The sequence below is a fragment of the Sphingomonas sanxanigenens DSM 19645 = NX02 genome (assembly GCF_000512205.2).
Taxonomy (GTDB): domain Bacteria; phylum Pseudomonadota; class Alphaproteobacteria; order Sphingomonadales; family Sphingomonadaceae; genus Sphingomonas_D; species Sphingomonas_D sanxanigenens.
In genome coordinates, this window is record NZ_CP006644.1 from 3,185,341 (window position 1) to 3,199,361 (window position 14,021).

A 14,021-nucleotide genomic window follows, 5' to 3' on the forward strand; every position below is an offset into this window, starting at 1 on the left:
TCAGCCGAGGATGCCCGGCAGGTCGAGGCCCTTGTCGCGCGCGCAATCGATCGCGATGTCATAGCCCGCATCGGCGTGACGCATCACGCCGGTCGCCGGGTCGTTCCACAAAACCCGCTCCAGCCGCTTCGCCGCGGCCTCTGTGCCATCGGCGACGATCACCATGCCGCTGTGCTGCGAATAGCCCATGCCGACGCCGCCGCCATGGTGCAGCGACACCCAGGTCGCGCCCGAGGCGGTGTTGAGCAGCGCGTTGAGCAGCGGCCAGTCCGACACCGCATCGCTGCCGTCCTTCATCGCCTCGGTCTCGCGGTTGGGGCTGGCGACCGAACCGGAATCAAGATGGTCGCGGCCGATCACCACCGGCGCCGTGAGTTCGCCCTTCGCCACCATCTCGTTGAACGCCAGACCAAGCCGGTGACGGTCACCCAGACCGACCCAGCAGATCCGCGCCGGCAGCCCCTGAAAATGGATGCGCTCGCGCGCCATGTCGAGCCAGCGATGAAGATGCGCATCGTCCGGCAGCAATGCCTTCACCTTCTCGTCGGTGCGATAGATATCCTCGGGATCGCCCGACAGCGCCGCCCAGCGGAACGGCCCGACGCCGCGGCAGAACAAAGGCCGGATATAGGCGGGGACGAAACCCGGGAAGTCGAACGCGTTCGCGACGCCCTCATCCTTCGCGACCTGGCGGATATTGTTGCCATAGTCGACCGTGGGCACGCCCGCCGCCTGGAAATCGAGCATCGCCTGGACATGCACCGCCATCGAGGCCTTGGCCGCGGCAGCCACCGCCTGCGGCTCACGCTCGCGCCGCTCGACCCATTCGGCCACCGTCCAGCCCGCCGGCAGATAGCCGTTGACCGGATCATGCGCGGAGGTCTGGTCGGTCAGCAGGTCCGGCCGGATGCCGCGGCTGAACATCTCGGGCAGCAGTTCGGCGGCATTGCCGAGCAGGCCCACGGACACCGGCTTGCCGGCAAGCTTCGCCTCCTCGACGATTGCCAGCGCCTCGTCGATCGTCTCGGCCGCCTTGTCGAGATAGCCTGTCCGCAGCCGCATCTCGATGCGCGAGCGCTGGCATTCGATCGCGATGCACGATGCCCCCGCCATCACCGCCGCCAGCGGCTGCGCGCCGCCCATGCCGCCAAGGCCGGCGGTCAGCAGCCAGCGGCCGGTCAGGTCGCCGTCATAATGCTGGCGCCCCATCTCGACGAAGGTCTCATAGGTGCCCTGGACGATCCCCTGCGTGCCGATATAGATCCACGAGCCCGCGGTCATCTGGCCGTACATCGCCAGCCCCTTGCGATCGAGCTCGTTGAAATGCTCCCAGCTCGCCCATCGCGGCACGAGGTTGGAATTGGCGATCAGCACGCGCGGCGCGTCGGCATGGGTGCGGAACACGCCCACCGGCTTGCCCGACTGGACGAGCAAGGTCTGGTCATCCTCCAGCCGGCGCAGCGTCTCGACGATGCGGTCATAGCTTTCCCAGTCGCGCGCGGCGCGGCCGATGCCGCCATAAACGACGAGTTCCTCCGGCCGCTCGGCGACATCGGGGTGGAGATTGTTCATCAGCATCCGAAGCGGCGCCTCGGTCAGCCAGCTGCGCGCCGACAATTCGGTGCCGGTGGCCGGGCGGATGACGCGGCTGTTGTCGAGGCGAGTCACAGGGATCCTTTCGTCGAACGGGCAAAATCGAGGCAGTTCCGGAGAATGTCGCGAAGGATCGCGGTAAGCGGCGCCGCCACCTCCGCATTCCAGGCGGTCGGCCAGTTCTGGAGCGTCGGCGCGTCCGGCTCGGCCATGTAGCCGCGGATCGCCAGCTCCATCTGGATGGCATGGACGCCGTCTCGCGGCTGGCCATAATGCCGCGTCGTCCAGCCGCCGCGGAAGCGGCCGTCGACGACATGGCTGTAGGGGCTTGCCGCGCAGGTCGCGGTCACCGCGTCGCGCAATGCCGGATCGCAGGTGGTGCCATCGTTGGTGCCGATATTGAACTGCGGCAGCTCGCCGTCGAACAGCCGCGGGACATGGCTGCGGATCGAATGCGCATCATAGAGGACGATCCTGCGGTGGGCGCCGCGCAGCCGCGCGATCTCGCCGGCCAGCACATCATGATAGGGCTGGAACCACAGCATCCGCCGCCGCCCGACCTCGATCTCGTCGGGCGCAGCGCCGGCATAGAGCGGCTCGCCATCGAACGTCGTCGTCGGGCAGAGTTCGGTGGTCGCCTGCCCCGGATAGAGCGACGCGCCGGACGGATCGCGATTGACGTCGATTACACTGCGCGAGATGCGCGTGCGCACCGTCGTCGCGCCGAGCGTGCGCGCGAAGCCGTAGAGCCGGTCGATCCACCAGTCGGCATCGCGCCGCGCCAGCCAGGGCGAGACGAACTGGCCCTCGATCTCCGCCGGAACATCCGTGCCGGTATGCGGGAAGGATATCACCAGCGGCGCCTCCCCCCGATGCACCTCGACGAAGCCGGTCATATCACCCCCGGCAGCGCGAGCCCCGCGGCTTCCGCGATCGCGCCGGTTCCGACGAGCAGGTTCGCCGCTTCCATGTCGGGATGGAAATGGCGATCGTCCACCAGCATCGGCACCTGCCCGCGCACCGTGGCGCGGACGGTTTCGAGCGCGCCGCTCGACGTCAGCGGCGCGTGGAAATCGACGCCCTGTGCGGCGGCGAGCAGTTCGATGCCCACCACCGCGCGCGCATTGCGCGCCATGCCGAGCAGCCGGCGCGCACCATGCGCCGCCATCGAGACATGATCTTCCTGATTGGCGGAGGTCGGGATCGAATCGACGCTCGCCGGATAGGCGTTCTGCTTGTTCTCGGATACCAGCGCCGCGGCGGTCACCTGCGGGATCATGAAGCCCGAATTGAGCCCCGGCTTCGGCGTCAGGAAGGCCGGCAGCCCGGACAAGGCCGGATCGACCAGCATCGCGATCCGCCGCTCGGTGATCGAACCGATCTCGCAGATCGCGAGCGCGATCATGTCGGCGGCGAAGGCGGTCGGCTCTGCGTGGAAATTGCCGCCCGAGAGCGCTTCATCGGCCTCGGGGAAGATCAGCGGATTGTCCGAAACGCCGTTGGCCTCGGTGCCCAGCGTGGTCGCGGCCTGGCGCAGCACGTCGAGCGCGGCGCCCATCACCTGCGGCTGGCAGCGCAGGCAATAGGGATCCTGCACGCGCGCATCATTCTCCAGATGCGAGGCGCGGATCGCCGAGCCCGCCATCAGGGTGCGCAGCGCGTCGGCGACCTCGATCTGGCCGCGATGGCGGCGCAGCGCATGGATGCGCGGATCGAACGGCGTGTCCGATCCCCTCGCCGCCTCGGTCGACAGCGCGCCGGTGACGAGCGCCGACTGGAACAGCAACTCCGCCTCGAACAGCCCGGCCAGCGCGTTCGCGGTGGAGAATTGCGTGCCGTTGAGCAGCGCCAGCCCTTCCTTGGGACCAAGCTCCAGCGGCGCGAGGCCGGCGGCGGCCAGTGCCTCGACCGCGGGCAGCCGGCCGGCGGCGGTGTGGATCCAGCCGGTGCCGATCATCGCCGCCGCCATGTGCGACAGCGGCGCGAGATCGCCCGACGCGCCGACCGAGCCCTGCGACGGGATCTCGGGGGTCAGGCCCTGCACCAGCATCGCCTCCAGCAGCGCCACCGTCTCCGGCCGCACGCCCGAGGCGCCCTGCCCAAGGCTCGCCAGCTTGAGCGCCATCATCAGCCGCACGACCGACACCGGCGAGGCATCGCCGGTGCCCGCGGCATGGCTGAGCACGATGTTGCGCTGGAGCGTCGCCAGATCCTCGTCGCCGATGCGGACGCTGGCCAGTTTTCCGAAACCGGTGTTGATGCCGTAGACCGGCTTGCCCTTGGCGAGGATGCGGCCAACCGCCGCCGCGCTCTCCGCGATGCGCGGCGCGCAGGCGCGATCGAGCGACGCCGGCGCGCCGCGATAGATGGCGCGCCAGTCGGCGAGCGCCACGTTGCCGGGATCGAGGATGATCGTCACAGGCCCTTCCAGATACGCTGATGGAGGGGGTTGAACCCCATTCGGTAAACCAGTTCCGCCGGCCGCTCGACGGTCCAGATCGCGAGGTCGCAGCTCTTGCCGGCCTCGAGCGTGCCGATCTCGTCGCCCAGCCCCAGCGCCTTGGCGGCGTTGCGGGTGATACCGGCAAGGCATTCGTCGACGGTCAGGCGGAACAATGTGGCGCCCATGTTGAGCACCAGCAGCAACGAGGTCAGCGGCGAGGTGCCGGGGTTGCTGTCGGTCGCGAGCGCGATCGGCACGCCGGCGGCGCGCAGCGCGTCGATCGGCGGCAGCCTGGTCTCGCGCACGAAATAATAGGCGCCGGGCAGCAGGCTCGCGACCGTGCCCGACGTCGCCATCGCCGCGATGCCATCCGCATCGAGATATTCGAGATGGTCGGCGGAAAGCGCGCCGTGGCGGGCCGCGAGCGCCGCGCCATGCAGGTTGGAAAGCTGCTCGGCGTGAAGCTTTACTGGCAGTCCGGCGGCGACCGCCGCCGCCAGCACCCGCTCGGTCTGCGCGGGCGAAAAGCCGATGCCCTCGCAGAAGGCGTCGACCGCATCCGCAAGCCCCGCTTCGGCGGCGGCCGGGATCATCTGCTCGCAGACCAGATCGACATAGCCATCGGCATTGTCGCGATATTCGGGCGGCAGCGCGTGCGCGCCCAGCAAGGTCGTCTCGATCCGCACCGGCCGCGCCACGCCCAGCCGGCGCGCGGCGCGCAGCATCGTGAGTTCGCTGTCCAGAGAGAGACCATAGCCCGACTTCACCTCGACGGTCGTCGCGCCCTCGGCGATCAGCGCATCGAGCCGCGGCAGCGCCGTCGCGACGAGGTCGTCCTCGGCGGCCCCGCGGGTCGCCGCCATGGTCGAGGCGATGCCTCCGCCGGCGCGCGCGATCTCCTCATAGGAGGCGCCCGCCAGCCGCAATTCGAACTCATGCGCGCGGTCGCCGCCATAGACGAGGTGGGTGTGGCAATCGATCAGCCCCGGCGTGATCCAGCGGCCGTCGCAGGCGATCGTTTCCACCGCCTCGAAGCGCGGCGCATCCGCCGCCGGGCCGGCATAGAGGATGCGCCCATCGCGGCTCGCCACCACGCCCTTCTCGACGATGCCGAGGCCGGCAGCATCGGCCAGCGTCGCCAGTCGCGCCTCCGTCCACAGCCTGTCACACCGCATCGCCACCCCCTGAATCTCGCGGCGCCTTATTGCGTCAGCCGCCATCAAATGTATAGACATAAATGCACCAAACAGGATCGAAACAGCCGATGACCGCGCCGCGCAGCTTCCACTTTGCCGAGGCCCTGCTCGCTACGGGATGGGCGGAAAATGTCCGCTTATCCGTGGTCGAAGGGCTGATTGCGGCGACCGAGATCGGCGCCGCGCCAACGGCTGCGGACGAACGCCACGCCGTCGCGCTGCCCGGCCTGCCCAACCTTCACAGCCATGCGTTCCAGCGCGGCATGGCCGGGCTCGCCGAGGTGCGCGGGCCGGCGGACGACAGCTTCTGGACGTGGCGCGAGATCATGTATCGCTTCGTCGACCGCATCGATCCGGACGACCTCACCGCGATCGCGGCGATGGCCTATGTCGAGATGCTGGAAGGCGGCTTCACCCGCGTCGGCGAGTTCCACTATCTCCACCATGATCGCGACGGCACCGCCTTCGCCGACCGCGCGGCGATGAGCGCGGCGATCGCCGCGGCGGCGGACGAGAGCGGCATCGCCCTCACCCATCTGCCCGTCTTCTACGCGCATGCCGATTTCGGCGGTGCCGCGCCCGGCCACGGCCAGCGGCGGTTCATCAACGATGTCGATGGTTTCGCGACATTGCTCGACGGCGCCCGCGCCGCCCTCTCGTCGCTGCCCGATGCGGTGCTCGGCGTCGCGCCCCACAGCCTGCGCGCGGTTACGCCCGAAGAACTCGGCCCCGTCGCGACACTCGCCGGCACCGGCCCGATCCATATCCACATCGCCGAACAGACCCGTGAGGTCGACGCCTGCCTGGCCTGGTCCGGCGCGCGGCCGGTGCAGTGGCTGCTCGATCACGCCCCGGTCGATCGGCGCTGGTGCCTCGTCCACGCGACGCACATGACCGACGCCGAGGCGGCGGCAATGGCCCGAAGCGGCGCCGTCGCCGGCCTCTGCCCGATCACCGAAGCCAATCTCGGCGACGGCATCTTCCCCGCCGAACCCTTCCTCGCCGCCGGCGGCCGCTATGGCGTGGGTTCCGATTCGAACGTGCTGATCGACGGCACCGAGGAACTGCGGCTGCTCGAATATGGCCAGCGGCTGGCGGCGCGCGGCCGCAACCTGATCGCGCGCGACGCCGGGCGATCGTCGGGCGCCGCGCTGTGGCAAGGCGCGCTGGACGGCGGTGCGCGGGCGCTTGGCGCCGCGGCCGGGCTTGCCGCGGGGAATGCCGCCGATTTCCTGACGCTGGACATGCACCATGTGTCGCTCGCCGGGCGGCGTGGCGACGCGATACTCGACGGGCTGGTGTTTGCCGCCGGGCGGACGGCGATCGACGGTGTGTGGCGGCGCGGGGTGCCTGTCGTGAGGGGTGGCCGTCATATACGGCGCGAAGCGGTGGCGGAGCGTTATCGTGGGGTGCTGGCCAAGGTGCTGGGGTAATGGCTCCCCCTCCTCCGTTCGTCCCGAGCGAAGGCGAGGGACAAGTCACATAACGGATGCCGAAAATCGGCCCCCGCCCTCCCCATCGGACAGCATTTTCGCGCGACTCGTCCCTCGACTTCGCTCGGGACGAACGGTGGAAAAGAGGGCGCCCGGACACGCCCTCCCCTAGCCCTTCCCGCAAGCGGGAGGGGAACTCGCTACGCCGCAGCCTTCACCTTCTGCCGGAACGCATGCAGCAACGGCTCGGTATAGCCATTCGGTTGCTCGACGCCCTCGAACACCAGCGCCCGTGCCGCCTGAAACGCCAGGCTTGCCTCGGGATCCGCCGCCATCGGCCGATACAGCGGGTCGCCCTCGTTCTGCGCGTCCACCTTGGCCGCCATCCTGAGCAGCGCCGCCTCGACCTGCGCCTCGCTGCACACCCCGTGCAGCAGCCAGTTGGCCATATGCTGTGAGGAAATCCGCAGCGTCGCACGATCCTCCATCAGCCCGACATCGTTGATGTCCGGCACCTTGGAGCAGCCGACGCCCTGATCGACCCAGCGCACGACATAGCCGAGAATGCCCTGCGCATTATTGTCCAACTCGCGGGCGACCTCTTCCTCCGACCAGTTCTGGCCATGCGCCAGCGGCACGGTCAGCAGCGGTTCCAGCCCCGGCGTCGGTTCGGCGGCGAGTTCCTGCTGCCGCGCGAACACGTCGACCTGATGATAGTGCATCGCATGCAAGGTCGCCGCGGTCGGGCTCGGCACCCAGGCGGTGTTCGCCCCGGAACGGGGATGGCCGATCTTCTGCGCCATCATCTCCGCCATGCGATCGGGCGCGGCCCACATGCCCTTGCCAATCTGCGCCTTGCCCGAAAGCCCGCAGGCCAGCCCGATCTGGACGTTGCGCGCCTCATAGGCACCGATCCACGCGCTCGCCTTCATCTCCGCCTTGCGGACCATCGCACCGGCCTGCATCGAGGTGTGCAGTTCGTCGCCGGTGCGATCGAGGAAGCCGGTGTTGATGAAGACGATGCGGTCCTTCACCGCATGGATGCAGGCGGCGAGGTTGGCGGAGGTCCGCCGTTCCTCGTCCATCACGCCGACCTTGATGGTGTGGCGCGCCAGCCCCAGCAGATCCTCGACCGCATCGAACAGCCGGTTGGTGAACGCCGCTTCGTCCGGCCCGTGCATCTTCGGCTTGACGATGTAGATGGAGCCCGCGCGGCTGTTGCGGAAGCGCCCGAGCCCCTTGATGTCGTGCAGCCCGATCAGCGACGTGAACACCGCGTCGAGCAGCCCTTCGGGCGCCTCGCCGCCATCGGGCAGCACGACCGCCGGGTTGGTCATCAGATGGCCGACATTGCGCACGAACAGCAGGCTGCGACCGGGCACGGTGAAGCGGCTACCGTCGGGCGCGGTCCATTCGCGGTCGCTCTCCAGTTCGCGGGTCTGCGTCCTGCCGCCCTTGGCGAAGCGCGCGGTCAGGTCGCCGCGCATCAGCCCCAGCCAGTTGGCATAGGCCGCCACCTTGTCCTCGGCGTCGACTGCCGCGACCGAATCCTCGAGATCGACGATCGTCGTCAGCGCCGATTCGAGGATGACGTCGGCGATGCCGAGCGGATCGGTGCGGCCGATCGGATGGTCGCGATCGATGACGAGTTCGATGTGGAGGCCGTTGTTCCTGAACAGCAGGGCGGTGGGCGCATCGGCATCGCCGCGATAGCCGACGAAATGCGCGCGCGCGTCCCAGCCGGGAATCGCCTGGTCGAGGAAGATCCGCGCCGCCGCGATCACCGCGGCGCCGCGTTCCGCATCATAGCCTCCCGGCTTCGCACTGCCCGGCAGCGCATCGGTCCCATAGAGCGCATCGTAGAGGCTGCCCCAGCGCGCATTGGCGGCGTTGAGCACGAACCGCCCGTTGAGGCTGGGGACGACGAGTTGCGGCCCCGCCATCGTCGCGATCTCCGCATCGACATCGGTCGTGGTCACCGCGAAGGGCACCGGCTCCGCCACCAGATAGCCGATCCCACGCAGGAACGCCTGATATTCCGCGAGATCGATCGGCTGGCCGCGCCGCGCGGCGTGCCATGCATCGATCTCGCCCTGCATGCTGTCACGCGTCGCCAGCAATGCGCGATTGTCCGGCACGAAGGTCGCGAGCAATTGCGCGAAGCCCGCCCAGAAGGCGTCGGCATCGACGCCGGTTCCCGGCAACGCCTCGGCGTTGACGAAATCGAACAGCCTGCGGTCGATGCTCAGGCCGTTGCGCGCGACGAAGTCGGTCATTCTCATGGCTCCTGCACTTTCCTGGGGAGGGGAAGCGAGGTCTCGCGCCTATGCCCGAGCGCTCCCGACGATGCAACGTCCCAGCAGGCGGTGACGGCCGCCATTGGAATGCTTTAGGGTGACGCGATGACTGCACTTGCCGCAACCGAACGCGCCGTGATCGACACGGCAGCCGCGCAACCGATGCTCGCGCAGGTCGAAGCCTGGGCGTCCGTCAACAGCGGCTCGCGCAACCTCGACGGGCTGGCGGCGACCGCGGCCCTGCTCGCCGACGCCTTCGCGGCGCTGCCCGGCGACGTGACGCTGGCGGACGCCGCGCCGGTCGAGGTGGTCGAGCCCGATGGACGCGTGCGTGAGGTGGCGCATGGCCGGAACCTGATCGTCAAGGTCCGGCCGGATGCGCCCGCGCGCATCCTGCTGACCGGCCATATGGATACCGTGTTCGGCGTCGATCACCCGTTCCAGGCGCTTGCGTGGCGCGAACCCGGCGTGCTCGGCGGCCCCGGCGTCGCCGACATGAAGGGCGGCCTGGCGATCATGCTCGCCGCGCTCAAGGCGATCGAGACGGCGCCCGGCATGGCGCGCTTCGGCTATGACGTCGTCATCAACAGCGATGAAGAGGTCGGCTCGCCCGGCTCGGCCGCGTTGCTGGCGCGGCTCGCGAAGGGCAAGGTCGCGGCGCTCACCTATGAGCCGGCGATGCCGGACGGCACGCTCGCCGGCGCGCGCTCGGGCAGCGGCAATTATTCCTTCATAGTCAAGGGATTGAGCGCCCATGCCGGCCGCAATCCCGATGATGGCCGCAACGCCGTGCTCGCCGCGGCGGATCTCGCGCTGCGGCTGGCGGCGGCACGCACGCCGACCTTGTCGGTCAACCCCGCCAAGGTCGATGGCGGCGGCCCCAACAACGTCGTGCCCGACCATGCCGTGCTGCGCGTCAACTTCCGCCCGGCGACGCCCGACGACGAGGCCCGCGCCCGCGCGCTGATCGCCGGGAGCGTCGCCGCGGTCGCTGCCGCGCATGGCGTCACCATCCATGCGCATGGCGGTTTCGGCCGCCCGCCCAAGCCGCTCGATCCCGGCGCCGAGCGGCTCTTCGGGCTGGTCAGGCGATGCGGCGCCGACCTCGGCCTCGACATCGCCTGGCGCCCGACCGGCGGGGTATGCGACGGCAACAATATCGCGGCCTGCGGCGTGCCGGTCGTCGATACGATGGGCGCGCGCGGCGGCGCGATCCATTCGGCGGACGAATATCTGCTGGTCGATTCGCTCCCCGAACGCGCCATGCTCTCGGCCTTGACGATGCTGCGGCTCGCCGGTCAGGGTGCTCCATGACCTTCCGCATTCGTCCCGCCGCGCCGCGTGATCTCCAGTCGCTCTATGAGATGGCCAAGCTCACCGGCGGCGGCTTTACCAACCTGCCCGCCGACAAGCCGGCGCTGAAAACCAAGCTCGAACGCTCCGAGGCGGGCTTCGCGCGCGATGACGACCAGCTGGCCGACGACCTCTTCATCCTCGTGCTGGAAAATGTCGCGACCGGCCAGATCCGCGGCACCTGCCAGTTGCTGAGCAAGGTCGGCGAGAAATCCCCCTTCTATTCCTACCGCATCGGCGCGCTTACCCAACATGCGCCCGAACTCGGCCGAACCTTCCGCGCCGACATGCTGAGCATCGTCACCGACCTCGAAGGGTCGAGCGAGGTCGGCGGGCTGTTCCTCCATCCGCATGAGCGCGCGGGCGGCCTCGGCATGCTGCTCGCGCGCAGCCGCTACCTCTTCATCCGCCAGCATCGCGCCCGGTTCGCCAACCGCGTGCTCGCCGAACTGCGCGGCGTGATCGACGATGCCGGCGGCTCGCCCTTCTGGGATGGCATCGCCGGCAAATTCTTCGGCATGAACTTCCAGGATGCCGACGCCTTCAACGCCATCCACGGCACCGGCGTGCTCGCCAATCTGATGCCCAAGCATCCCGTCTACACCGCGATGCTGCCGGAAACGGCGCGCGCGGTGATCGGCCTCCCCCACCCCAGCGGCCGCGCGGCGATGCGCATGCTGGAGGCGGAGGGTTTTCACCACGATCATTATATCGACATCTTCGACGGCGGCCCGTCGATGACCGCCTTCACCGACCGCATCCGCTCGGTTGCCGAGGCCAGGGAGACCCCTATCACGCGGATCGCCGATCTCGGCGAGGATGAGGGGGAGAAATTGCTGGTCGCGCGCGGGCGGCTGAAGGACTTCGTCGCCGCCTATGCGCAGGTGCGGGCCGAGGATGGCGGCATCGCGATCGATCCGGCGGCGGCGAGCGCGATGGGGCTGGCGGTCGGCGATGCCGTGGTGACGATTCCGCGCTGATCCGCCGCCATTCCTTCGCGCGCGCGGTTCAGCCCGCCGCGGCCTCCTCGTCGTCCGCCCCGCGCGCCGCCGCCGGCGGGCAGTTCGCGGGGGCGGGCCTCGGCTTGCGCTTGACCGCGGTGGTCGCGAACTCGGCGGGGTTCATGCTGCCCGATGCGTCGGCGTCGGCGGTGGCGAAGCGCTCGATCGTCTTCACCGCATACTCGTCGAAATCGAGCACGCCGTTGCCGTTGCGGTCGAGCTTGGCGAAGGCCTTGCGGCGCGCGACAAGATACTCGTCACGCGTAATGGCGCCATCCTTGTCCTTGTCGTAGCGGCCGAAACGGCGCTCCTCACGCGTCTTCGCGGTCGCCTCGGGCAGGACCGCTTCGCTCGGTTCGGCTGCCGCCGCGGGCGTCGCGACCGCCGCTGCCATCGCCGGAGCCGGCGGGATCGGATCGCTGCGGCCCATGATGCTTTCCCAGGCGAAGATGCCTGCCACCATCATCAGCAGCATTGCGGCAGCCCCGGCAATCATTCGACCCATCATCACCCTCCAGCAACAGCGGCGGGCGCCAACCTATCGCGGCGTTCAGCGCCCCGCCAGCCGGAAGCCGATTGCACGCAGCATCCGGCGCGGCGAGCCTGGGGCGGCCGCGCTGCCGCCGGCGCGGCGATCATCCTCGGCGAAGCGCGCAAGCAGCCCGAGCGGCCTCAACGGCCGCGGCCAGCGCGCGGCGAGAGCCTCCGCGAGGGCGGGCTGCGCCATGGCGAGCGCGCGCGCGCGCGTCTCGGCGTCGGAAAGGTGGCGCGCGGCATCGACCAACGCCCAGCCCTGCCCCGCGGCGGCGACCGCATCGGTGCCGTCGCCGAGCACCCCGGCGGCAAGGCGGAAGAGCCCCGCGCCGCGCTCGGCGGCGAAGGCGCCGAGCGCCGCCTCGTCGAGCGGCAGCGGATCGAGCAGCGCTTCCCATCCGATCATCGCCTCGCCCAGCGCCGCGCCGCTGACGCCCGACGCGACCAGCGCCGTGGCGACCTCCTCGAGCAGCGGCTCGGCCGGTGGCTGCGCCCCGTCGAGCTTTCCCAGCGCCTCATACCACCAGGTCAGCCGCATCCGCCCGATCATCGATTCGGTTGTCGACCGCACGATCTCCGCGCCGCGCAAATCGAGCCGCCAGAGCGCAGCGATGGCCGCCCGATGGGCGACCGGCACATGCGCGAGCATGATCGCGCGGTCGGCATCGGCGGCGAGAATGTCCTGAAAATCCATGGTGCTGCGGATGCCGTGCCGATGCCCTCGCCGCAACCCATTGCCCCGAATGCGACGAATTGCACAAGGTTGTGCGCTGCATCACAATCCTTTTCAGATGAATGGGTTAGGCAGAGGCCATGAAGACAAAGATCTCCATCTGGCTGCGCCGAATCATGATCGCGGTCACCGCGGCCGGCGCGTCGCTCGCCGTTTCCGCGGCTGCCGCTGCACCCGAAACGCTGGGCATCGACACCATCGCGGCGCTCTCCGCCGCCGATCTCGACGTCAGCAGTTCACGCGGCAATGCGGCGCTGCGGCGGCTGTTTCCGAAGGGCGCGAACGCCTGCGGCAAGCAGGAGCGCCTGCCGTTCGAGCGGACCTGTGCCTGGTTTTCCAATCCGGATGGCGACTCGATCTGGCCGGACCTGTTCCTGGCGATCGATCATGGCCGCATCGTCAGCATCGTCGCGACCGACGTCGGCAAGCTCGACCGCAAGATATGGGCGTGCGATCCGGGCAATGGCGATGGTGGTGCGGTGACGTGCAGCGTGCAGGCCGTTCCGCCCGAACTCCGGCAGCGCTGGAGCGCCGCCTGGAAGCAGTATATCGATTCGGTGAACTGATGCGCACGCGCCTCCTTGCCGGTCTTCTGGCGCTGCTCGCCGGCGCCGCAGCGCCCGCCATGGCGAAGTCGCCGCAGCCGCCGTCCCCGGCGGAAGCGATGCGGGCGCTGTGCGGCGTGCCCGATGCGGATGCCGAGGGCTGCACCATCGAAGGGCAGAACATCAGCGCTTGGCGCACGGTCGAGTACGCCGTCGATGGCGCCCCCGGCTTCACGTTGCTGGCGACGGTGAGCGAGGATGCGGACGCCGATAGCCCGCATCTTTCCGCGCCCGGCGACACGCTGGGGCTCGCGCAGGTCAGCTACCGGTTCAGGGACGCGCGCTGGCAGCAAACGAGCAGGCAGATCAATTTCGGCAGCATCGCGGTTAGCGGTGCTGCGGGCAATCCGCCGATCGTCGGTGAAGGGCGGCTCTTCGTCCAGCAGGCGCTGAGCAATGGCATGCTGATCGGCCTGCCGATCCGGCGGTTCGAGCCCGGCGGCATCTCGATCACGGGCTTCAGCATGTTCCGCCTGGCGGTGGCAGACGCCAGCGGCTGGACCTATGCCGGCGACATAGACACAGGAACCGACAATGGCGCGGATTGCGACGGCGGTGGGGCGGAGCGCCCCTGCTACGCGAGCAGCGGCACGCTTCGGCAACTGCAGGTGCGAACCGCGGGCCTGCCGTCATGGCCGGATTTCGAGGTGGCGGTGAGCGGAACCATCGTCGGCGACGATGGCAAGGTGCGCCCGGTCACGGCCGAAGATGCAACCCTATGGCGCTTCAGCGAAAAGGCCGGCGCCTATGTCGGCGTCACCCGCCGCTGCGAGCGGAAGAAGACCTGCTGAACGACCGAAGGGGATTTCAGCGAAAACAGGTTAGCCAGCACC

The 14,021-nt window shown here is 69.3% G+C and carries 12 protein-coding genes; 5 read left to right on the forward strand and 7 right to left on the reverse strand.

Annotation, left to right across the window (positions count from 1 at the left end; genetic code table 11):
* From hutU to hutI, 4 genes are read right to left on the reverse strand one after another with little or no spacing between them, the layout of a single operon-like run.
* A complete protein-coding gene (hutU, locus tag NX02_RS14635; protein WP_025292949.1) occupies positions 1-1,668 on the reverse strand; it encodes a urocanate hydratase in 1,668 nt (555 codons plus the stop codon).
* Positions 1,665-2,489: an N-formylglutamate deformylase gene (hutG, locus tag NX02_RS14640; RefSeq protein ID WP_025292950.1), complete on the reverse strand. Its 825-nt coding sequence runs from the start codon at positions 2,487-2,489 to the stop codon at positions 1,665-1,667. The genes hutU and hutG overlap by 4 nt, the downstream gene beginning before the upstream one ends.
* Positions 2,486-4,012, reverse strand: coding sequence for a histidine ammonia-lyase (hutH, locus tag NX02_RS14645; RefSeq protein WP_025292951.1), 1,527 nt, complete (start codon positions 4,010-4,012; stop codon positions 2,486-2,488). The genes hutG and hutH overlap by 4 nt, the downstream gene beginning before the upstream one ends.
* Entirely contained in the window at positions 4,009-5,211 is a 1,203-nt protein-coding gene (gene hutI / locus NX02_RS14650) for an imidazolonepropionase (RefSeq protein WP_025292952.1), read from the reverse strand. The genes hutH and hutI overlap by 4 nt, the downstream gene beginning before the upstream one ends.
* A gap of 89 nt (positions 5,212-5,300) precedes the next feature.
* On the opposite strand from hutI, the gene NX02_RS14655 reads away from it, so the two are divergent.
* Complete coding sequence (locus NX02_RS14655; RefSeq protein ID WP_025292953.1) at positions 5,301-6,665, forward strand: formimidoylglutamate deiminase; 1,365 nt, start codon at positions 5,301-5,303, stop codon at positions 6,663-6,665.
* Positions 6,666-6,865: 200 nt separating this feature from the next.
* Here NX02_RS14655 and NX02_RS14660 read toward each other — a convergent pair whose 3' ends face one another.
* Positions 6,866-8,941, reverse strand: a complete 2,076-nt coding sequence (locus tag NX02_RS14660) for a malate synthase G (RefSeq protein WP_025292954.1) — start codon at positions 8,939-8,941, stop codon at positions 6,866-6,868.
* 126 nt (positions 8,942-9,067) lie between these two features.
* Between NX02_RS14660 and NX02_RS14665 the strand changes: the two genes are divergently transcribed.
* Entirely contained in the window at positions 9,068-10,276 is a 1,209-nt protein-coding gene (locus NX02_RS14665) for a hydrolase (protein ID WP_025292955.1), read from the forward strand.
* Positions 10,273-11,295, forward strand: a complete 1,023-nt coding sequence (locus tag NX02_RS14670; RefSeq protein WP_025292956.1) for an arginine N-succinyltransferase — start codon at positions 10,273-10,275, stop codon at positions 11,293-11,295. Before NX02_RS14665 ends, NX02_RS14670 begins: the two co-directional genes overlap by 4 nt.
* Positions 11,296-11,323: 28 nt before the next feature.
* On the opposite strand, the gene NX02_RS14675 is transcribed toward NX02_RS14670, so the two are convergent.
* The gene (locus NX02_RS14675) at positions 11,324-11,824 is read right to left on the reverse strand and encodes an EF-hand domain-containing protein (protein WP_342671253.1); all 501 of its coding nucleotides are present in this window, start codon (positions 11,822-11,824) and stop codon (positions 11,324-11,326) included.
* Positions 11,825-11,866: 42 nt separating this feature from the next.
* Complete coding sequence (locus tag NX02_RS14680) at positions 11,867-12,544, reverse strand: hypothetical protein (protein ID WP_025292958.1); 678 nt, start codon at positions 12,542-12,544, stop codon at positions 11,867-11,869.
* Between the two features lie 119 nt (positions 12,545-12,663).
* Here NX02_RS14680 and NX02_RS14685 point away from each other — a divergent pair, with 119 nt between their 5' ends.
* Both NX02_RS14685 and NX02_RS14690 read left to right on the forward strand, forming a co-directional pair.
* A complete protein-coding gene (locus NX02_RS14685; protein ID WP_025292959.1) occupies positions 12,664-13,149 on the forward strand; it encodes a hypothetical protein in 486 nt (161 codons plus the stop codon).
* Positions 13,149-13,979 (forward strand): hypothetical protein, encoded by an 831-nt coding sequence (locus NX02_RS14690; RefSeq protein WP_025292960.1) that lies wholly within the window; start codon positions 13,149-13,151, stop codon positions 13,977-13,979. Before NX02_RS14685 ends, NX02_RS14690 begins: the two co-directional genes overlap by 1 nt.
* Positions 13,980-14,021 lie beyond the last annotated feature (42 nt).